This is a genomic window from Streptomyces sp. NPDC054975, from assembly GCF_053609105.1.
In genome coordinates this window covers 288828-307838 of sequence record NZ_JBSGWV010000005.1, presented here as the reverse complement: position 1 = coordinate 307838, position 19011 = coordinate 288828, and the positions used below count along the sequence as shown (strand labels likewise).

Sequence of the window (19011 nt, the reverse complement as noted above, 5' to 3'; positions counted from 1 at the left end):
CAACCCCGTCGGGCCCCCCCCGGGGGGGGGGGGGGCCCCCCCTTCCGTACGTCTCAGTACGCGCGGCCGCCGCGTCTCATCGCCAGGGTCACGAACGCGGCCCCCACGGCCAGGAAGCCCGTCCCGCCGATCACGTACGGCGTCGTGTTCGGGCTGCCCGTCTCCGCGAGCCGCGCGCCCTCGGCCGCGCGCTCCTGCTCGGTGGCGGTGACGCGACCCTCGTCGGTCGCGTTCGCGGACGGGACGAACCACAGGGCGAAGAGCAGCGCCCCGGCCGCCGTGGCGGTCAGCAGCGGGCGTCGTGCGACGGACACAGAGATTCGATCCCCCTTGCGGAAACCGGAATTGGCGGCTTCCGCCGATGCTAATGAACACAGCGGGTCGGATGAAAGTCGAGCACCCCGGCGGCCTACGCTCCGTCGTATGAGTACTTCCGAGACATCACGTTATGTACGGCTTCGGGTGGAAGTCGTCCTGGAGATCAACGACTCCGAGGAGCTGACCGGCGCCGCCGTCGGCCGGATCGACGCCGACGAGTTCATGCCCGAGGAGGAGCGGGTACACGCACGCTCGTCCGTACGCGAGGACGACGCCGAGGCGCTGGCCTATCTGATCGAGCCGTTCGACCTGGTCAGCGAGGTCCCCGGCGTCGAACTCGTGCAGGCCTCCTGGAGCAGCGAGGAGGTCGACCACGACCCCGATGCCCAGGAGTGGGACCTTGACGAGGAAGATGAGGTGGACGAGGACGACACGGAACGGGTCTGACGGGGGCCTCGCACCCCCACGAAGCCCCGGTACGGCGCCTTCGTACCGGGGCTTCGCCCTGTACGGGAACCGAACGGACCGTGCGTACGTGTCGATCAGTGGCGTTCCCCACAAACCCACCGCTGGTGGAACCGCGGAGGGTCTCATGGATGTTCAGACGAGTGTTGGCAGGGATTCGGCGACGATGGAGAAGCGTGTGATGACGGACAGCAAGCGCCGCAGGAGCCTGGCGGCGGCGGCCGCGGTGCTCAGCGGCGTGTTGGTGCTCTCTGCGTGCAGCGACGAGGACAAGAGCGGCGCCGCCGACCCCTCGAAGTCGGCACAGTCACAGGCTCAGGTCGACGAGGCCGCGGCGCAGAAGACGTCGAAGGCCCAGATATCCATCTCGCCGAAGAACGGTGCCACCAACGCGTCGATCAACAACGACGCCAAGGTGACCGTCACGGACGGCACGCTCACCGAGGTCACGCTCACCACCGCCGAGGGCGACGCCGTCAAGGGTGAGATCTCCGCCGACGGCACGAGCTGGAAGCCCACCGGTGCGCTCAAGCGCGCCACGGTCTACAAGCTCGCGGCGACCGCGAAGGACGCGGACGGCCTGGAGGCGCACGAGAACTCCTCCTTCACCACCGTCTCTCAGGCCAACAGCTTCATCGGCAACTTCACGCCTGAGGACGGCTCCACCGTCGGCGTCGGCATGCCGGTGTCGATCAACTTCAACAAGGCCATCACCGACAAGGCCGCCGTCCAGGGCGGCATCAAGGTGACCTCCAGCAGCGGCCAGGAGGTCGTCGGGCACTGGTTCAACTCCCAGCGCCTGGACTTCCGCCCCGACGACTACTGGACCGAGGGCTCGACGGTCACGCTGAAGCTGAACCTCGACGGCGTCGAGGGCGCCAAGGGTGTCTTCGGCGTCCAGCAGAAGACCGTCACCTTCAAGATCGGCCGTAACCAGGTCTCCACCGTCGACGTCGCCACCAAGACCATGACGGTCAAGCAGGACGGCAAGACGGTCAAGACCATCCCGATCTCCGCCGGCTCCCCGGAGAACCCGACCTACAACGGTCAGATGGTGATCTCCGAGAAGTTCAAGGAGACCCGGATGAACGGCGCCACCGTCGGCTTCACCGACGACGACGGCAAGGGCGAGTACGACATCAAGGACGTCCCGCACGCCATGCGGCTGTCCACGTCGGGCACGTTCATCCACGGCAACTACTGGGGCCCTGACTCGATCTTCGGCTCCGCCAACACCAGCCACGGCTGTGTGGGCCTGAACGACGTCAAGGGCGCCGGCGACCCGAACCAGATGGCCGCCTGGCTCTACGACCACTCGATCGTCGGCGACGTCGTCATCGTCAAGAACTCCAAGGACAAGACGATCGCCCCGGACAACGGCCTCAACGGCTGGAACATGAGCTGGTCGGCGTGGAAGGCCGGCTCGGCGGTCTGACCCCTCGGCACGCGTACAAGAACGGCGGGCCCCTCCGTGTGGAGGGGCCCGCCGTTCTCGTACACCGTCCTTCTTGTCCCCACCGTCCTAGCGGACGACCGATTCCTCCACGCCCCACTGCGCGAGCAACCGCAGCGCGTCCGCCGAGGGCGTCCCCGGCTCCGCGTGGTACGTCACCAGCACGAGATCCGGGTCCGGTCCGGCGACCTTCAGCGACTCGTACTGGAGAGTCAGCTCGCCCACCAGCGGATGGCGCAGCCGCTTGGAGCCGTGACCCTTGTCGGCGACCGTGTGCGCCGCCCACAGCGAGCGGAACTCCTCGCTCCGTACCGACAGCTCACCCACCAGCTCCAGCAGGGCCGGGTCCTCCGGATAGCAGCCCGCGTACAGCCGCAGCACGCTCACCACCTCGGTCGCCTTGGCGTCCCAGTCGAGGTAGAGATCGCGGGAGTTCGGGTCGAGGAAGACCATCCGCGCCATGTTCCGCTCGCGCGGCTCCCAGGTCGTGAAGTCGCCCAGCAGCGCCCGGGCCATCCGGTTCCAGGCAAGGATGTCGAGACGCCGGCCGGCGACGAAGGCCGGGACGGTCTCCATCGAGTCGAGCAGCTGCACCAGACCCGGCCGTACCTGCTGCGGCCGCGCGATCGCCGCCCGGTGCTGCTTCTTCTTCGCCGTCGGCTTGGCCAGGTGCGTCAGATGCGCCCGCTCGCTGTCGTTCAGCCGCAGCGCCCGGGCGATCGAGTCCAGGACCTCCATGGACACATTGCGCCCGTTGCCCTGCTCAAGCCGCGTGTAGTACGCGACGGAGACCCCGGCCAGCTGCGCCAGCTCCTCCCGGCGCAGTCCGGGTACGCGGCGGTGGCGGCCGAAGTCCGGCAGGCCCACGTCCTCCGGCTTCAGCCGGGCCCGGCGCGAGCGCAGGAATTCGCTGAGTTCCGCACTGAGATCCATGCAGCCCGATTATCCCAGGTCGTAGGCTCGGGCGGACGGGTGTTCCTGTCCCTGCCAGTAGTACGTCCGCCCGTCGTAGGCAGAACAGGTGGCTGGGTGGCGCGCGCCCGCTCCGGCAGGCTGAACGCCATGAGCACCCACGCCACCACCCCGAACACCCCTCACACGGCGATGGCGACCACGGTCGCCGCCTACGCGGCCCCCGCCGCGAACGCGCCCCTGGAGCGCACCACCGTGCCCCGTCGGCCGGTCGGCGAGCACGACGTCCTCATCGAGATCAAGTACGCCGGCATCTGCCACTCCGACATCCACCAGGCCCGTGACGGCTGGGGCGAGGGCATCTTCCCGATGGTGCCCGGCCACGAGATCGCCGGCGTCGTCACCGAGGTCGGCTCCGGCGTCACCCGGCACCAGGTCGGCGACCGCGTCGGCGTCGGCTGCTTCGTCGACTCCTGCCGAGAGTGCGAGTACTGCCTGAAGGGCCTGGAGCAGTACTGCTCGGGCACCGGCATGACCGGCACGTACAACGCCCTCGACAAGAACGGCGAGCCGACCTACGGCGGCTACTCCACCCACATCGTCGTCGACGAGAACTACACCCTGCGCATCCCGGACGGCATCGCGCTCGACGAGGCCGCCCCGCTGCTCTGCGCCGGCATCACCCTCTACTCGCCGCTCGCCCACTGGCAGGCAGGCCCCGGCAAGAAGGTCGCCATCGTCGGCCTCGGCGGCCTCGGGCACATGGGCGTCAAGATCGCCCACGCCCTCGGCGCCGAGGTGACCGTGCTCAGCCAGTCGCTGAAGAAGCGCGAGGACGGCCTGAAGCTCGGCGCCGACCACTACTACGCGACCAGCGACCCGGCGACCTTCACCGAGCTCGCGGGCACCTTCGACCTGATCGTCTCCACCGTCTCGGCCCCGATCGACTTCGGCGCCTTCCTCGGCCTGCTCAAGACCGACGGCGCGATGGTGAACGTGGGCGCCCCCGAGGAGCCGATCGCGCTCAACCTGTTCGCGCTGCTCGGCGGCCGCAAGACGCTCGCCGGATCGATGATCGGCGGGATCGCGGAGACCCAGGAGATGCTGGACTTCTGCGCCGAGCACGGCCTCGGCGCCGAGATCGAGCTGATCCGCGCCGACCAGATCAACGAGGCGTACGAGCGCGTCCTCGCGAGTGACGTGCGGTACCGCTTCGTGATCGACGCCGCCACGATCTGAGGCCACGGGAGGACGACGGCCCGTAGGAGGCGTCGGGTCGTCGTCCGGTCGGCGGGGCGGGCGGGATCGGTGAGGTCGGAGCGTCGGCGGGGTCGGCCCGAGGGGCCCGCGGGGCCTGTCTGCGAGGGCCTGGAGGTCCGAGGGGCCCGTTCCCGAGCTCCCTGAGCGTGCCGCCGGGGCATGACATGCGAGGTAATCGACCCGCACGGCATGCCCCGGCACCCTGACGTCATGACCGCTTACGCACTCGCCAACCTCCGCCCGCAGTCCGGCCTCCACGAGGAGGTCCTCACCTACATGGAGCGGGTCAAGGCCACCCTCGACCCCTACGGCGGCCACTTCCTCGTCCACGGCGCTCCCGAGCGGGAGGTCCGGGAGGGCGAGTGGCCCTGCGACCTGGTCCTCGTCGCCTTCCCGTCGATGGACCACGCCCGCCGCTGGTACGACTCGGCCGCCTACCAGGAGTTGATCCCGCTGCGCGCCCGGCACATCCAGGGCGACCTGCTGCTGATCGACGGGGTCGCCCCGGGGTACGACCCGGCGACGACCGCCGCGCTGCTGCGGACGGGGCCGGGCTCAGGCGGCGCGGCCTGAGCGGAGCTCCAGCCGGGTTCCGCCGAAGCCCGCGCGGAAGCGGTGGTCGTGCGAGACCGCGACGACCGCGCCCCGGAAGGCGGCCAGGGCCGCCTCCAGCTCCTCCACCAGGGAGAGCGCCACGTGGTTGGTCGGCTCGTCCAGGACGAGCAGGTCGGCGGGGCGTGTCACGAGCCGGGCCAGCTCCAGGCGGCGCTGCTGGCCCACCGAGAGCCGCGCCACCGGGACGGCCAGGTCCTCCTCCCGGAACAGCCCGACGGCGAGCAGCTCCGCCGCATGCTCCTCGGGCAGCCCAGGGCGGCCGGCGGCGTACGCCGTGAGCAGCGGCTTCGGAGACGGTACGGGAGGCAGTTCCTGGGCCAGGTACCCGACCCGGGCGGACCGGACGACCGTTCCGCCGTCGGGCCGCAGGTCACCGGCGAGGACCCGGAGCAGGGTCGTCTTCCCGGCCCCGTTGGGCCCGCAGACGAGCAGCCGGTCGCCGGCCGAGACCCGCAGCTTGTCGACCCGGAGCCGATCGCCGACGACGACGTCCACGAGCTCGGCGAGCACGCGCGGGGCATCGCCGACCGTCGTGAACGCCGCACGGAAACGCAGGGGCTCCGGCGGTGGCGGCACAGGGCACCTCCGCAGCTGCTCGAGCCGCGTGCGGGCGGCTCTGACCTGCCCGGACAGCTTGTTCTCCGACGAGCGCCGGTGCTTGCCGAAGCCTTGCCTTGGATCCTTACCACTCCCCACGAGCCGCTGCCCGGCCGCCGCCACCAGCTCCTCCGTACGGGCCAGCTCCTCCCCCCACTCCTCGTACTCCTGGGCCCAGCGGCGGCGGGCCGCCGCCTTCGCCGCCCGGTAGCCGGACCAGCCGTCCCCGTACCGGGTCACGGCGCGGGTGTCCCGGTCGACCTCCAGGACCGTCGTCGCCATGCCCTCCAGGAACGCCCGGTCGTGGGTGACCGCGACCACCGTGCCCTGGTGGCCGCGCAGCCGTTCCTCCAGCCAGTCGGTGGCGGCCCGGTCGAGATGGTTCGTCGGCTCGTCGAGCAGCAGGAGTTCGGCGCCGGAGGCGAGGACGCAGGCGAGGGCGAGCCGGGACTGCTCGCCGCCGGAGAGCGTGCCGACGGGCCGCTCGTACGGGACGTGCCCGAGACCAAGGCCGTGCAGGGCGGCGGCGACCCGGGCATCGGCGTCGTACCCGCCCCGCTCCTCGAACCGGGTGGCGAGCTCGCCGTACGCGGTGAGTTCCTCGGGGGTCGCGGAACCGAGGGTCTCCTCGGCGGCCCGCATCTCCCGCTCCATCGAGCGGAGTTCGGCGAGCGCCGCGTCGACGGTGTCGCGCACGGTGTGCTCGGGTCCGACGCCGAAGGTCTCGGCGAGCGTCTGGGCGAGCCGGGCGACCCCATCGGGGAAGCGGACGGTCACCTGCCCACTGTCGGGGCCTTCCGCCCCGGCGAGCAGCCGCAGCAGAGTGGACTTGCCGGAGCCGTTCTCCCCGATGACGGCGGCCTTCTCGCCGGGCCGCACGGTGAACGAGACTCGTTCGAGGACGGAGCGGGTCCCGTAGGACTTGGAGACGTCTTTGACGGTCAACTGGGCGCGGTCGCGCATGGGATCTTTCCCTGGGGGACGGGTTCGTTTCGGACCGTTCGAAGGGACACCGGGCCACCGCCACCGCGCCCGGGGGGCGCCGGATCAGCGGCTCAGACCGTGTCCACGGCCGAAATCAGAGAAAGAAGTAGTACGAACCCATACGCCCGAGCATATCCGGCCGCCCCGCCATCGGCGCGGCCATTTTCCGCCGCGAACGCACCTCGCCGCCATGCGGCCACCATCGCGGGACCCGTCAGTCCTCCGGGATGACGGGCTGCTTCTCGCTCCCTCCGAACAGGAAGTCGTAGACGTCCTGCAGGTAGGTGTAGAGGGCGGCGTCGGTCCCGAACTCGATGGATGTCAGGGATTCGTACTCTTCCGCCGTGAGCTGCTTTTCGTTCAGGACGGACACCAGTCCCCGCCGCACCGCATCTGTCCACTCCGGTTTGAAGTGCTTCAGCGTCTCACGGGTCGCCGACATGTCGTCGTACGCCACCTCCTGTTGGAGATAGACGCTGATGAAACGACGGAGTTCTTCATTCACGGTGAGGTGCCTCCTAGGGGTGTCTCACGTAGGCGGGGTTCGGGTACATCGTATGCAGTTTCCAAGCCCCGTCCTGGAAGTGGTAGACAGGCTTGATGAATCCACCTTCGAAGTCCACCTTGAGGGCGGTGCCTGGATCGGAAGGATCGAGGTAGAAGCCACTGCAACGCTCGTGGCCGTCTTCGCCAAGAACATCCTCGATGGGTACCTTGTCCGGCGGAATTCCGTTGTCTTCAATGTATTTACGGCAGTATTCGTCCGCCGTCACCAAGTCCTCCGGATTCTCGAACTTGGTTGCGTATGCTCCACAACGGTGCACCCCGCCGTGCACGCCGTCCACGGTGCTGTTCGTCAGCGGATCCTTCTGCTGCTCCAGCTTCATGTGGCCTACGTATTGAGAGTTGGGGCCGTACAGCTTGGGCGAGCCGTTCTCGAGAATCGGCTTGCCAAGGCGGTCTTTCAGTTGGTCCTCGGTCACGTCCAGGTGCCGCCCCGGGGCGTGCCCCTCGCCGCCTTTCCGGTCGTCCAACTCGTCGATCCGCTGCTTGACTGCTTCCGGGTCCAAGGTCTCGTCAGATGTCGTCCGTTCCGTGTCGCCGTCCTCGCTGCTGTCGGACACGGCGTCGTCATCTGTTCCGTCCGATTCCGGCGGACCTAGGGTTGCGTCGGGCTCCGGGGCCACCTCGGGTTCCGCTTCGACGGGGTCCTCGACAGCGGGGTCATCGTCGTCCGCAGCCTCTGCGCCGGGGGCGTCGGGTTCTGGTGCGTCCGGCTCCCTGTGATCGCCGTCGGCCGGCTCTTCCACGGCCTCGGCGAGTCCGGCCTCGTCGTTCTCTTCCCGTTCGGCCTCCTCCGCGCCGTCCTCGTCGCCAGAATCCCGAGTCAGCCCCGGTTCATCAGGAAGATTCTCTTCTGCACCGTCCAGGGCCTCTGCTGCGGATTCGATCGGCTCTTCCGGCTCGTCGCGCGGCTGCTCCGTCTTCTCGGGGCCCGACAGGTTTTCCACGTCACCCGGTTCATCGGGCTCCGCGTCCCCGCCGTTCGAGGGATCCTCCAAGCCGGACTCCGCCTCGGCGTCCTCGGCCGGCTCGACCGGTTCCCCGGCCTCCTTTGCCTCCGCGTCAGGCGGATCGGGTATTTCGAGCTCCGGCGGCTGGGTCTCCGTGCCCTCGCCGCCGTGCAGCTCGCTCATCTATCGCCTCCCCCGGCGCATGTCTGTCTCATGGCTTACGCATGGTGCGCCCGAAGCAAGACAGTGTCCCGGCACCCTCTTGTGCCTCAGCCGTCGGCCTTCGCGACGCCGATCGGGCAGGAGACGCCCGTGCCGCCGATGCCGCAGTAACCGGCCGGGTTCTTGTCCAGGTACTGCTGGTGGTATCCCTCGGCCGGATAGAAGGTGCGGCCCTCGACCGGGAGGAGCTCCGTGCTGATCGTGCCGTAGCCGGAGCCCGTCAGGACCTTCTGGTACGCGGCGCGGGAGGCCTCGGCGGTCTCGGCCTGGGCGGGGGAGTGGGTGTAGATCGCCGAGCGGTACTGGGTGCCGACGTCGTTGCCCTGGCGGAAGCCCTGGGTCGGGTCGTGGGACTCCCAGAAGAGCTTGAGCAGCCGCTCGTACGAGACCTTCGCGGGGTCGAAGACGACCCGGACGACCTCGGTGTGGCCCGTGAGGCCCGAGCAGACCTCCTCGTACACGGGGTTCTGCGTGAAGCCGCCCTGGTAGCCGACGAGGGTCGTCCAGACGCCCTCGGTCTGCCAGAACTTGCGCTCGGCGCCCCAGAAGCAGCCGAGGGCGAAGTCCGCGACCTCAAGGCCCTCCGGGTAGGGGCCGAGCAGCGGGTTGCCCAGGACCGTGTGACGCTCGGGCACCTGGAACTCGGGCTCCGGGCGACCCTTCAGCGCCTGCTCGGGCGTGGGGAGGACGGGGGTGCGTGACAGAAACATGCGGCATCTCCTCGACGGTGGGCGTTACGCACAACGCCCGAGGGCCGGGAGGGATTCCCCGGCCCCCCGGGCGCTTGACCCCGGCCCCCCGGGCGCTTGACCCGGGACCCTGAGCCCTGGCCCCCCGGGCACTTGACCCGGGACCCCGAGCCCCGGGCCCCGGACGCTCCCGGCCCCGGGCCCCGAGCCCGCGCCCCGGCCCCCGGGCATCGCTCACACGCCGGACCCCAGCCCCCGCGCGTCGCTCACACGCCGAGCCCCCGCTCAGTGCGGCAGCGTCGCCGGGCTGCCGCCATTCGCCTCGTAGCCCGCCACCGCCAGGTTCCGGTACACCGTGTACTCCGCCGCCGGGTCGCCGTTCAGCGTCCAGGGCAGCGCACCCACGTGGCCGTCCACGTGCACCAGTTGGTGCATCGCCTCCGACCAGCGTTCCGCGCGGACCAGGAAGAGGACGAGCAGGTGCCGGACGTGCGCCAGCATCGGGTCGTCGGGGCGCGCCGAGTGGACCGCGTACAGCGCGCCCTCCATCGCCTTGCGCACCACCTCGGTCCGGAAGAAGTCCTGGACGAGCACGATCTCCGGCAGGTGCTCGTAGACCGCGAACAGCGGCAGCGCGGCCAGCAGCGAGCCCTGCGGGGCGCGCGCGGCGGCGGCCGTCGCGAAGCGGTCGGCGTCCTCGCGCGAGCCGTGCCACTTCTCGCACCAGTAGTGCAGCGCCGCCAGGTGGGCGCCCATGTGCTGCGGCGCCCGGTCGATGATCTTCGCCCAGACCTGGTCGAACTCCTCGTGGCTGTAGCCGAGGCCCCGCGCGACGGCGAGCTGCGTGATGTACGGGACGGGGTCGCCGGGGGCGAGCAGCGCCGCCTCCTCGCTGACCTTCTTCGCCTCTTCGAGGATGATCCGGAAGTCGTCGGTGCCGGCCGCGGACGAGCGCCACGCCTGCTGCACCAGGAACTCCGCGTGCACGGCCGCCCCGCCCGGGTCCTTGGGGGAGTCCGCACGCCAGGCGCGCAGCCACGCCCCGCCCACGCCGGGCCTCTGCTGGAGCTCCAGGGAGGCCGCGCCCGCGAACGCCTGCACGCGCTGCCAGCGGACCTCGCCCTCCTTCTCCGTACCGGCGAGCAGCTGCGAGGCCGCGCGCCACTCCTGGGTCGCCTGGACCACGTCGAGGACGTCGAGCAGGTCCTGGTCGGGCCCCGGCATCCGTACGTCCTGCTCCTCCTGGCGCAGGAAGCCGTACGCCTCGGGGTCGGCGGCGTCGGGCGAACCGGGCGCGACCTGACGGATCCCGACGCCGGACCGGCGGCGCCGCACGTACGGGGTCAGGACCGCGACCAGCAGCGCGACCGCCATCAGGAACCAGAGAATCTCCATGTGTCCATTGTCCAGGACACTCCCCGAGACGATGGGCGGCGGTCCCCGGCCCTCGGGACTACGCTCCTGAACCATGAGCGACGAGCACATCCACCAGAGCTTCGAGACCCGCGCGATCCACGCGGGCAACACCGCCGACCCGCTGACCGGCGCGGTCGTCCCGCCCATCTATCAGGTCTCCACGTACAAGCAGGACGGCGTGGGCGGGCTGCGCGGCGGTTACGAGTACAGCCGGAGCGCCAACCCCACGCGCACCGCCCTCGAGGAGAACCTCGCGGCCCTCGAAGGCGGCCGTCGCGGGCTCGCCTTCGCCTCCGGTCTGGCCGCCGAGGACTGCCTGCTGCGGACGCTGCTCGCACCCGGCGACCACGTGGTCATCCCGAACGACGCCTACGGCGGCACCTTCCGGCTCTTCGCCAAGGTCGTCCAGCGCTGGGGCGTCGACTTCTCCGTCGCGGACACCTCGGACGTCGAGTCCGTGCGCGGCGCGATCAACGACCGTACGAAGGTGATCTGGGTCGAGACCCCGTCGAACCCGCTGCTCGGCATCACCGACATCGCGGCGGTCGCGGCCGTGGCGCGGTCGGCCGGCGCGAAGCTGGTCGTCGACAACACCTTCGCCTCGCCCTACCTCCAGCAGCCGTTGGCGCTCGGCGCGGACGTCGTCGTGCACTCGCTGACGAAGTACATGGGCGGGCACTCGGACGTCGTCGGCGGCGCGCTGGTGACGGCCGACGAGGCGCTCGGCGAGGAACTGGCGTACCACCAGAACGCGATGGGCGCGGTCGCCGGGCCGTTCGACTCGTGGATCGTGCTGCGCGGCATCAAGACGCTGGCGGTCCGCATGGACCGGCACAGCGAGAACGCGGAGAAGATCGCGGAGATGCTGACCCAGCACCCGAAGGTCACCCAGGTCCTGTACCCGGGTCTGCCGGAGCACCCGGGCCACGAGATCGCCGCCAAGCAGATGAAGTCCTTCGGCGGAATGATCTCCTTCCGCGTCACCGGCGGCGAGGAGGCGGCGGTCGAGGTCTGCAACCGCGCGAAGCTCTTCACCCTGGGCGAGTCCCTGGGCGGTGTCGAGTCGCTGATCGAGCACCCGGGCCGGATGACGCACGCGAGCGTGGCCGGTTCCGCCCTCGAGGTCCCGGCCGATCTGGTCCGCCTCTCGGTGGGCATCGAGAACGTCGACGACCTGCTGGCGGACCTGCGCCAGGCGCTGGGCTGACAACCACCCCGAGCCGGGCCTCTGTCGAGGGGCCCGGCTTCGTGCGGTCAGGCGGCGACCTTCTCGTCCTCCAGCGACTTACGGACCGTGGCGCGCAGCTCGGGGCTGTCGGTGTGGCCGTGCACCGAGATGGCGTGCTCGGTCGCGGCCCGTACGACTTCCTCCTCCTCACCGATGATGGTGAGGGTGCAGTTCATGACGCTGGGTTCCTTGCGGCAGTCGGCGACTTTCCTGGTCATGAGGGCCTCCTCGACTCGCTGGCTCCCTCCAGGCTAAGACCGCCGTCACCAGCCTTCGAGCGGTGGCGTCGTCTTCGCCGGCGGTACGTGCCAGGGCTCGGCCACCGACGCCCAGACCACGAAGACGAGCACGGCCACGAAAGCCAGCGCCCACAGGGCCCGGCGTACCGCCCGGCCGCGGCGGAGCAGCCGGGTGCCGCGCGCGACGGCCCGGCCGGCCAGGTCGGCGGGGACCTGCGGGTGCGGGGACTCCAGCATCCGCCGGACCTCGTCCTCCTTGTCGTCGTGCCGGCTCACGAGGCGAGCCTCCCGGGTCCCCCGAGCTTCCTCGGCCCTCCGGCCTTCCCGGGCTTCCCCCCGGCCTCCCCGGGGCCCCCGAGCCTCCCGCCCCCTCCGCGCCGCCGCTCCCGCAGGGCGTACACGGAGCGGGAGCAGATGGCCCGTACCCGGTCCTCGGGCAGTCCGAGCAGAGCCGCGGTCTGTTCCTCCGCCACCCCCTCGTACAGGCGCAGCACCACGACGAGGCGTTCCTGCGGGGTGAGCGCGGAGAGGATGCCGCCCCGGCCGCGGTGGTGGCGCCAGGCGGTGCGCGCGAAGCGGGCGGCGAGGTCGGCGCGCGTGCGGTCGTACGGGTCCTCACCGCGCAACCGGCCCCAGTGGGCGTAGGTGTGCGCGAGGGAGGCGGTCAACAGCGCCTCGGCGTGCGGGTTTCGGGCGCGGGTCTCGGCGGTGAGCAGCGTCGCGGCATGCAGCAGCCGCCCCGCCGCCCCCGCCACGAACGCCTCGAACTGCCGGGTGTGGAAGCGGGGTTCGCCCGCGTGCCCGTCCTGCCGATCTCGCACGTCCTCATATGAGGACAGGGCGCGGCCGTGGTCAAGAGGTCGGGGCGGACTCCGTGTCCGGAGCGGGCGGCAGGCCGGACTGGCGGGCGGAGAGCGCCGAGTTGAAGCGGGTGAGCAGGGTGCAGAACGACTCGCGCTCCGCGGGCGTCCAGCCCTCCGTCACCTGCGCCATCAGCTCGCGGCGCGAGGCGCGGACCTCCTCCAGGCGGGCCAGGCCGCGCGGGGAGAGCTGGAGCACGACGGCGCGCCCGTCCTCCGGGTGCGAGGTGCGCTTGACCAGGCCCGTGTCGACGAGCGGGGCGACCTGGCGGGTGACGGTGGACGAGTCGATGCCCATGCCCGCCGCGAGCGCCTTGACGCCCATCGGGCCTTCCTGGTCGAGCCGGTTCAGGAGCAGGTAGGCGGCGCGGTCCATCGAGTTGCGGAGCTGACCGGTGCCGCCGAGCCGGGTCTGTTCGGCCCGGCGGGCGAAGACGGCCACCTGGTGCTGGAGGGCATCGAGGAGACCGGGGTCAAGCTCAGTCGTCATGTCCTGAGATGTGGGCATGGCTGTGGGGGCTCTCTCGTGCGGTGGTCGGTTGGTGGGGGACAGAGTACGCGGACCCGCCGGGGTCCGTACCGGTGCTGCGCGAACCGGTCGAGGAGGCGGCTGCCGGGCGGCCACGAGGCCCGTGAGCTGCGAGACTTGCTGTCATGAGCTTCCGTAGGCCAGACCCCTTGCACCCGCTGATCCTCGACGATGTCCGCGGGGCGCAGAAGATGTTGTCCGGGGTGGCCAGAATGACCGCGATGGAGGGCAGCCGGTATCTGTCCTCGCTGGTCGGAGCACCGGTCCACCTGAAGTGCGAGAACCTTCAACGAACGGGATCGTTCAAGCTGCGGGGTGCGTACGTACGGATCGCCGGGCTGCGGCCGGAGCAGCGGGCGGCCGGGGTGGTGGCCGCGTCGGCGGGGAACCACGCGCAGGGCGTCGCGCTGGCGTCCGCGCTCCTCGGGGTGCGCTCCACGGTCTTCATGCCGGTCGGCGCCCCGCTGCCGAAGGTCGCGGCGACCCGGGAGTACGGCGCCGATGTGCGGCTGCACGGCCATGTCGTGGACGAGACGCTGGCGGCGGCGGAGGAGTACGCGGCGCAGACCGGCGCGGTCTTCATCCACCCCTTCGACCACCCGGACATCATCGCGGGGCAGGGCACGGTGGGTCTGGAGATCCTGGAGCAGTGTCCGGAGGTCCGCACGATCCTGGTCGGCGTCGGCGGGGGCGGGCTCATCGCAGGGATCGGGCTCGCGGTGAAGTCCGTGCGCCCCGACGTGAAGGTGATCGGCGTGCAGGCGGAGGGCGCGGCCGCCTATCCGCCGTCGCTGGCCGCCGGCCATCCGGTGGCGGTCGAGTCGCCGGTGACGATGGCGGACGGGATCAAGGTGGGGCGCCCGGGCGACGTGCCGTTCGCGGTGGTGCGGGAGTACGTGGACGACATCCGTACGGTCTCCGAGGACGCGCTCTCCTCGGCGCTGCTGCTCTGCCTGGAGCGGGCGAAGCTGGTGGTCGAGCCGGCCGGGGCGAGCCCGGTGGCGGCGCTGCTCAGCGACCCGAAGGCCTTCCAGGGACCGGTGGTGGCGGTCCTGTCGGGCGGGAACGTGGACCCCCTCCTGATGCAGCGGATCCTGCGGCACGGCATGGCCGCCGGTGGCCGCTATCTGAGCCTGCGGCTGCGGGTGACGGACCGGCCGGGGGTGCTCGCGAACCTGCTCGGGGTGCTCTCGGAGGTCGACGCGAACGTCCTCGACGTGGGGCATGTCCGGACCGATCCGCGGCTCGGCCTCACGGAGGTGGAGGTGGAGCTGCACCTGGAGACCAAGGGGCCGGAGCACTGCGAGGAGGTCGCGGCGGCGCTGCGGGACGCCGGGTACGTGGTGATGCGGTAGGCCTTGTAGGTCGCGATGTATCGCGTTAGCGTGTGGGTCGGGTCACATATTCGGTGGGCGGCGGACGCCGTTCAAACCTAAACTTGGGCGGAAACGCCCAAATCCCTGGGAGAACCCACATGCCAGGCGCGATCTACGCCGAAGGTCTGGTGAAGACTTTCGGCGACGTACGAGCTCTGGACGGCGTGGACCTCGACGTACCCGAGGGCACGGTCCTGGGCCTGCTCGGCCCCAACGGCGCGGGGAAGACAACCGCCGTGCGCGTGCTGACGACGCTGCTCCAGCCCGACAGCGGGCGGGCGGTGGTCGCGGGAATCGACGTGCTCGAGCACCCCAACGAAGTCCGGCGTTCCATAGGCCTGTCCGGCCAGTTCGCGGCGGTCGACGAGTATCTGACCGGCCGTGAGAACCTCCAGATGGTCGGACAGCTCTACCAGTTGAGCGCCAAGCAGGCGAAGATCAGGGCGGGCGAGCTGCTCGAACGCTTCAACCTCGCCGACGCGGCCGACCGCACGGCCAAGACGTACTCCGGCGGTATGCGCCGCCGGCTGGACCTGGCCGCCGCGCTCGTCGTCTCCCCGCCCGTCATGTTCATGGACGAGCCGACGACCGGCCTCGACCCCCGCAACCGGCAGGCCCTCTGGGAAGTCATCCAGGAGCTCGTCGCGGGCGGTACGACCCTGCTCCTGACGACGCAGTACCTGGAGGAGGCCGACCACCTGGCCCACGACATCTGCGTCATCGACCACGGCAAGGTCATCGCGCGCGGCACCTCGGACGAGCTCAAGGCGCAGACGGGCGGTGAGCGGGTCGAGGTCGTCGTCCACGAGCCGGAGATGATCACCCCGGCCCGTGACGTCCTCGCGCGCTACGGCGTGGCCGGCATCGGCCACGGCGAGGTCTCCGTCGAGAACCACACGCGCAAGCTCACCGTCCCGGTCACCGGCGGCGCCAAGCTGCTCGCCGAGGTCATCCGCGACCTGGACACCGTCGGCGTCGAGATCGACGACATCGGTCTGCGCCGACCCACCCTCGACGACGTGTTCATCTCGCTGACCGGCCACACGGCCGAGCGGGAGGAAGAGGAGAACGGCGGAGCGCCGCAGGACGCCAAGGGCCGCGGCCGGAAGGAGGCGGCGAAGTGACCGCAGTGACGGACGCCGTGCCGGCCGCGAGGCCGCGCGGCGCGATCGCCCAGTCGATCGGCGACTCGCTCGTCGTCGCCAAGCGCAATCTGATCAGGATGGCCCGCATCCCCGAGATGATCATCTTCGGGCTCATCCAGCCGATCATGTTCGTGGTGCTGTTCAGCTATGTCTTCGGCGGCTCGATGCAGATCGGTTCGACCACCTCACCGGCGGTCTACCGCGAGTTCCTGATGGCCGGCATCTTCGCCCAGACCGTCACGTTCGCCACGGCGGGCGCCGGCGCCGGCATCGCCGACGACATGCACAAGGGCCTGATCGACCGCTTCCGCTCCCTGCCCATGGCCCGCGGCGCGGTCCTCACCGGCCGGACGCTCGCCGACCTCGTACAGACCGCCCTGACGGTCGTCGTCCTCACGGTCGTCGCCCTGCTGGTCGGTTGGCGCATCCACGAGGGCGTCCCGAAGGCGCTGGGTGCGTTCGCCCTGCTCCTGCTCCTCGGCTACGCCTTCTCCTGGATCGGCGCGCTGATCGGCCTCTCCGTCCGCACACCGGAAGCGGCCACGTCCGGCGGCCTGATCTGGCTCTTCCCGGTCACGTTCATCTCGAACGCGTTCGTGGACTCCAGCAAGCTCCCGTCCTGGCTGCAGCCGATCGCCGAGTGGAACCCGTTCAGCGCGACCGTCCAGGCGTGCCGCGTCCTCTTCGGCAACCCGGGCGTCTCGACGTCCGACGCCTGGCCGATGCAGCACCCGGTGTGGGCCTCGCTGATCTGGTCGGTGCTGATCATCGTGGTGTTCCGCACCCTGTCGGTACGGAAGTACCGCTCGGCTACGGCCTGATGACCTGACGTCCTGACGCCGACGGGCGCTCAGGGGCCGTAGCCCGACACGATCTGGCCGTCGAAGGTGGTGAGGAAGAGCGCCCCTCCGGCGGCCAGAACGCTGTTGGCGCCCCGAGTGACGGAGAGGCCCGTCGTCGTCTCGAAGTCGACGGAGTCGCCCGGGCCGCCCGACGACTCGGGGTCGGCCGGCTCCAACGACTGGACCTCGGTCCCCGACGTCACCAGAAGCCGCTCACCGGCGAAGGCCAGCAGCTCCGCGTCCCCGTACTCGCTGCCGCTCCAACGCTCCTTCCCCGTCGCCAGGTCGTACAGATGGAAGGTCACCCGGTCGTTGAGCGCCACCACCCCCTGCGCGTTCACCGCCAAGCCGCCCCAGCCCTGGATTCCCCGGGCGAAGGTCCGCACGTGTTTCAGCGTCGACCCGTCGAAGACCGCGATCCCGCCGCCGTCCCCGGCCTGGCAGAGCACGGACTTCTTGTGGACGACCAGGGAGTAGCACCCCTTCGCCCCCGCGGCCCGCGCGGTCTCCTCGCCGGTACGGGCGTCCAGCGCGACCGGCATGCCACCCGCCGGCACGTACACCTGCCCACCCGCGGCGACCGGCCCCTCCGGGATCGACGTCAGCCGAGCGCGCCACAGCTCCTTGCCGCCCTCGCCCAGCTTCACCGCCGTGACCAGGCCGGACGTCTCGTCCGCCAGATTCAGGTACGAGGTGTAGAGCACGCCGTCCAACGCGTCGGTGCCCTTCACCGCCCAGTCGCCCTCGGGCACGGGCGTCCGGCGCAGCTCCTCGCCGTCCTTCAGGCCGTACTCCGTCATGCCGTCAGGACCTGTCACGTACACCCGGTCCCCGAAGACCGCCGGATGCTGCGCCGGCGGACGCGGCAGCTCGCCGCTCCCCGGCCGAGACCACAGCTTCGTTCCGTCGGCCGCCTTGAGCGCGACGACCGCGCCGCCCTCCCCCGAGCAGACAAGGACCTCGGGGGAGAGGGCGCACGGCCCCACGCCCTGGTCCACCTTCACCGACCACGGCGACCAGCCGGCCGGCCGGGCCGTGCGGTCCGCGCCGTCCTTGCCGTAGTCGTTCAGGTGGCCTTCGCCGCCGTACGGCTGGACGACATGGTCGAGCGTGCGGGGCTTGTTCCCGCCCGTCGGCGTGGACGTCCCGGTGGAGGTCGGCGCCGCGGTCGGCCCACCCGAACCTCCGCCCCGCTCCTGTCCGTTGAGCAGCACCACACCCACGGTCGCCACGACGGCCACCGCCGCCGCACCCGCCATCGCGGCCGCCCACGGCCGACGCCGCCCCGCCCTGACCGGCGCCGTGGCCGGCCGGGCCGCCATCGCCGTCGGGGAGTACGGCACCTGCGGGCCGATCGTCGGCAGGTCGGCCACGCCCGCACCGGACGCCGCCGCCTCGCCGATCAGCCGGGCCGAGTCCCCGTACTCCGCGAGCAGCGAAAGCACCCCGCCCGGCCACGGGAACGCCGTCGGCACCTGCGCGCCAAGGAGTTCCACCAGCTCCGCTGCCGAGGGGCGCTCCGCCGGGTCGAGCCGCAGACAGCGCTCCACCACCGGCCGCAACTCCCCGGGCACACCGGAGAGTTCGGCGTCAGCCCGGCTGATCCTGAAGATGACCGACGCCATCTCCTCGTCGTGGAACGGCCCCCGCCCGCTCGCCGCGAACGCGAGCACCGCGCCCAGACAGAACACGTCCGACGCGGGCACGACCGCCCGGCTCCCGACCAGATGCTCCGGCGACATGAACCCCGGCGAACCCACCACGAGCCCCGTCGACGTGAGGGCCGTCGCCTCGAAGGCCTGCGCGATGCCGAAGTCGATCAGCTTGGGCCCCGAGGCGCCAAGGAGTACGTTCGCCGGCTTCAGGTCCCGGTGCAGCACCGACGCCCCGTGCACCGCGTCGAGGGCCCGCGCGAGCGCCGCGCCCAGCGCCCGTACCGCTGCAACGGGCAGAGCACCGGACCGTACGACGGCCTCGGCGAGCGAGGGCCCGGGCACGTACTCGGTCGCGAGCCAGGGCGAGGAGCAGTCCGCGTCGGCGTCCAGGAGCAGGGCCGCGTACGGACTGCTCACCGCCCGCGCCGCCGTGATCTCCCGCCGGAACCGGGTCCGGAAGTCCCCGTCGACCTCCAGGTCCTCCCGTACGGTCTTCACGGCGACCATCCGGTACGGATCCGCCGTCGGCGCGTCCGCCCGGCACGCCAGGTGGACCTCGCCCATGCCGCCCGCTCCGAGCCGGGCGAGCAGCCGGTAGGGGCCGACGAGGCGCGGGGGCTGCCCGGCGGGCAGTGCTTCCAGCACCGAACACGTCCTTTCAGTACGTCACTTGTCCGTACGTCACTTGTCGG

Annotated in this window: 20 protein-coding genes; 8 read left to right on the top strand and 12 right to left on the bottom strand. The window is 71.0% G+C overall.

Translation table 11 applies throughout. The annotated features are described in order from the left end of the window. Positions 1–53: 53 nt before the first annotated feature. On the bottom strand, positions 54–314 hold the full coding sequence (locus ACWF79_RS09400; protein ID WP_453727454.1) for a hypothetical protein: 261 nt from the start codon (positions 312–314) through the stop codon (positions 54–56). A 109-nt stretch (positions 315–423) separates the two neighbouring features. On the opposite strand from ACWF79_RS09400, the gene ACWF79_RS09395 reads away from it, so the two are divergent. After that, positions 424–765: a hypothetical protein gene (locus tag ACWF79_RS09395; RefSeq protein ID WP_453727453.1), complete on the top strand. Its 342-nt coding sequence runs from the start codon at positions 424–426 to the stop codon at positions 763–765. 184 nt (positions 766–949) lie between these two features. Further along, the gene (locus ACWF79_RS09390) at positions 950–2218 is read left to right on the top strand and encodes a L,D-transpeptidase (RefSeq protein WP_453727452.1); all 1269 of its coding nucleotides are present in this window, start codon (positions 950–952) and stop codon (positions 2216–2218) included. A gap of 87 nt (positions 2219–2305) precedes the next feature. Here ACWF79_RS09390 and ACWF79_RS09385 read toward each other — a convergent pair whose 3' ends face one another. After that, positions 2306–3169 carry a helix-turn-helix domain-containing protein gene (locus ACWF79_RS09385; RefSeq protein ID WP_453727451.1) on the bottom strand — a complete coding sequence of 288 codons (864 nt, stop codon included), beginning with the start codon at positions 3167–3169 and terminating at the stop codon, positions 2306–2308. Between the two features lie 171 nt (positions 3170–3340). Between ACWF79_RS09385 and ACWF79_RS09380 the strand changes: the two genes are divergently transcribed. Together ACWF79_RS09380 and ACWF79_RS09375 are read left to right on the top strand one after the other, a co-directional pair. Then, a complete protein-coding gene (locus ACWF79_RS09380; protein ID WP_453727463.1) occupies positions 3341–4387 on the top strand; it encodes an NAD(P)-dependent alcohol dehydrogenase in 1047 nt (348 codons plus the stop codon). Positions 4388–4618: 231 nt separating this feature from the next. Further along, the gene (locus ACWF79_RS09375; RefSeq protein ID WP_453727450.1) at positions 4619–4981 is read left to right on the top strand and encodes a DUF1330 domain-containing protein; all 363 of its coding nucleotides are present in this window, start codon (positions 4619–4621) and stop codon (positions 4979–4981) included. On the opposite strand, the gene abc-f is transcribed toward ACWF79_RS09375, so the two are convergent. The 5 genes from abc-f to ACWF79_RS09350 all read right to left on the bottom strand — a co-directional run bounded on the left by abc-f (position 4964) and on the right by ACWF79_RS09350 (position 10424). Beyond that, a complete protein-coding gene (abc-f, locus tag ACWF79_RS09370; RefSeq protein ID WP_453727449.1) occupies positions 4964–6583 on the bottom strand; it encodes a ribosomal protection-like ABC-F family protein in 1620 nt (539 codons plus the stop codon). The two genes, ACWF79_RS09375 and abc-f, sit on opposite strands and share 18 nt — an antisense overlap. Positions 6584–6818: 235 nt before the next feature. Further along, positions 6819–7109: a hypothetical protein gene (locus tag ACWF79_RS09365; protein WP_453727448.1), complete on the bottom strand. Its 291-nt coding sequence runs from the start codon at positions 7107–7109 to the stop codon at positions 6819–6821. Positions 7110–7122: 13 nt separating this feature from the next. Beyond that, entirely contained in the window at positions 7123–8301 is a 1179-nt protein-coding gene (locus tag ACWF79_RS09360) for a hypothetical protein (RefSeq protein ID WP_453727447.1), read from the bottom strand. 86 nt (positions 8302–8387) lie between these two features. Then, a complete protein-coding gene (msrA, locus tag ACWF79_RS09355; RefSeq protein WP_453727446.1) occupies positions 8388–9050 on the bottom strand; it encodes a peptide-methionine (S)-S-oxide reductase MsrA in 663 nt (220 codons plus the stop codon). Between the two features lie 264 nt (positions 9051–9314). Then, positions 9315–10424: a hypothetical protein gene (locus tag ACWF79_RS09350; protein ID WP_453727445.1), complete on the bottom strand. Its 1110-nt coding sequence runs from the start codon at positions 10422–10424 to the stop codon at positions 9315–9317. A gap of 73 nt (positions 10425–10497) precedes the next feature. Here ACWF79_RS09350 and ACWF79_RS09345 point away from each other — a divergent pair, with 73 nt between their 5' ends. Then, positions 10498–11652, top strand: a complete 1155-nt coding sequence (locus ACWF79_RS09345) for a cystathionine gamma-synthase (RefSeq protein ID WP_453727444.1) — start codon at positions 10498–10500, stop codon at positions 11650–11652. 47 nt (positions 11653–11699) lie between these two features. Here ACWF79_RS09345 and ACWF79_RS09340 read toward each other — a convergent pair whose 3' ends face one another. From ACWF79_RS09340 to ACWF79_RS09325, 4 genes are read right to left on the bottom strand one after another with little or no spacing between them, the layout of a single operon-like run. After that, positions 11700–11891 carry a DUF1059 domain-containing protein gene (locus tag ACWF79_RS09340; RefSeq protein WP_453727443.1) on the bottom strand — a complete coding sequence of 64 codons (192 nt, stop codon included), beginning with the start codon at positions 11889–11891 and terminating at the stop codon, positions 11700–11702. Positions 11892–11936: 45 nt separating this feature from the next. Continuing rightward, a complete protein-coding gene (locus tag ACWF79_RS09335; protein ID WP_453727442.1) occupies positions 11937–12188 on the bottom strand; it encodes a hypothetical protein in 252 nt (83 codons plus the stop codon). Then, a complete protein-coding gene (locus ACWF79_RS09330; protein WP_453727441.1) occupies positions 12185–12733 on the bottom strand; it encodes a sigma factor-like helix-turn-helix DNA-binding protein in 549 nt (182 codons plus the stop codon). The genes ACWF79_RS09335 and ACWF79_RS09330 overlap by 4 nt, the downstream gene beginning before the upstream one ends. Before the next feature lie 31 nt (positions 12734–12764). Next, positions 12765–13280 (bottom strand): MarR family winged helix-turn-helix transcriptional regulator, encoded by a 516-nt coding sequence (locus tag ACWF79_RS09325; protein WP_453727440.1) that lies wholly within the window; start codon positions 13278–13280, stop codon positions 12765–12767. A 146-nt stretch (positions 13281–13426) separates the two neighbouring features. Between ACWF79_RS09325 and ilvA the strand changes: the two genes are divergently transcribed. From ilvA to ACWF79_RS09310, 3 genes are all read left to right on the top strand, one after another. Further along, positions 13427–14656, top strand: a complete 1230-nt coding sequence (gene ilvA, locus ACWF79_RS09320) for a threonine ammonia-lyase (protein WP_453727439.1) — start codon at positions 13427–13429, stop codon at positions 14654–14656. Positions 14657–14775: 119 nt separating this feature from the next. Next, positions 14776–15801, top strand: a complete 1026-nt coding sequence (locus ACWF79_RS09315) for an ATP-binding cassette domain-containing protein (RefSeq protein WP_453727438.1) — start codon at positions 14776–14778, stop codon at positions 15799–15801. After that, positions 15798–16643, top strand: coding sequence for an ABC transporter permease (locus ACWF79_RS09310; RefSeq protein WP_453727437.1), 846 nt, complete (start codon positions 15798–15800; stop codon positions 16641–16643). The genes ACWF79_RS09315 and ACWF79_RS09310 overlap by 4 nt, the downstream gene beginning before the upstream one ends. A gap of 29 nt (positions 16644–16672) precedes the next feature. On the opposite strand, the gene ACWF79_RS09305 is transcribed toward ACWF79_RS09310, so the two are convergent. Further along, positions 16673–18964 (bottom strand): protein kinase domain-containing protein, encoded by a 2292-nt coding sequence (locus ACWF79_RS09305; protein WP_453727436.1) that lies wholly within the window; start codon positions 18962–18964, stop codon positions 16673–16675. Positions 18965–19011: the final 47 nt, after the last annotated feature.

Excerpts from the sequence above, each read along its gene's own strand:
- ACWF79_RS09395 (WP_453727453.1), top strand. The coding sequence starts at position 424 with ATGAGTACTTCCGAGACATCACGTTATGTACGGCTTCGGGTGGAAGTC.
- ACWF79_RS09390 (WP_453727452.1), top strand. The coding sequence starts at position 950 with ATGGAGAAGCGTGTGATGACGGACAGCAAGCGCCGCAGGAGCCTGGCG.
- ACWF79_RS09385 (WP_453727451.1), bottom strand. The coding sequence starts at position 3,169 with ATGGATCTCAGTGCGGAACTCAGCGAATTCCTGCGCTCGCGCCGGGCC.
- ACWF79_RS09380 (WP_453727463.1), top strand. The coding sequence starts at position 3,341 with ATGGCGACCACGGTCGCCGCCTACGCGGCCCCCGCCGCGAACGCGCCC.
- ACWF79_RS09375 (WP_453727450.1), top strand. The coding sequence starts at position 4,619 with ATGACCGCTTACGCACTCGCCAACCTCCGCCCGCAGTCCGGCCTCCAC.
- abc-f (WP_453727449.1), bottom strand. The coding sequence starts at position 6,583 with ATGCGCGACCGCGCCCAGTTGACCGTCAAAGACGTCTCCAAGTCCTAC.
- ACWF79_RS09360 (WP_453727447.1), bottom strand. The coding sequence starts at position 8,301 with ATGAGCGAGCTGCACGGCGGCGAGGGCACGGAGACCCAGCCGCCGGAG.
- msrA (WP_453727446.1), bottom strand. The coding sequence starts at position 9,050 with ATGTTTCTGTCACGCACCCCCGTCCTCCCCACGCCCGAGCAGGCGCTG.
- ACWF79_RS09350 (WP_453727445.1), bottom strand. The coding sequence starts at position 10,424 with ATGGAGATTCTCTGGTTCCTGATGGCGGTCGCGCTGCTGGTCGCGGTC.
- ACWF79_RS09345 (WP_453727444.1), top strand. The coding sequence starts at position 10,498 with ATGAGCGACGAGCACATCCACCAGAGCTTCGAGACCCGCGCGATCCAC.
- ACWF79_RS09340 (WP_453727443.1), bottom strand. The coding sequence starts at position 11,891 with ATGACCAGGAAAGTCGCCGACTGCCGCAAGGAACCCAGCGTCATGAAC.
- ACWF79_RS09325 (WP_453727440.1), bottom strand. The coding sequence starts at position 13,280 with ATGCCCACATCTCAGGACATGACGACTGAGCTTGACCCCGGTCTCCTC.
- ilvA (WP_453727439.1), top strand. The coding sequence starts at position 13,427 with ATGAGCTTCCGTAGGCCAGACCCCTTGCACCCGCTGATCCTCGACGAT.
- ACWF79_RS09315 (WP_453727438.1), top strand. The coding sequence starts at position 14,776 with ATGCCAGGCGCGATCTACGCCGAAGGTCTGGTGAAGACTTTCGGCGAC.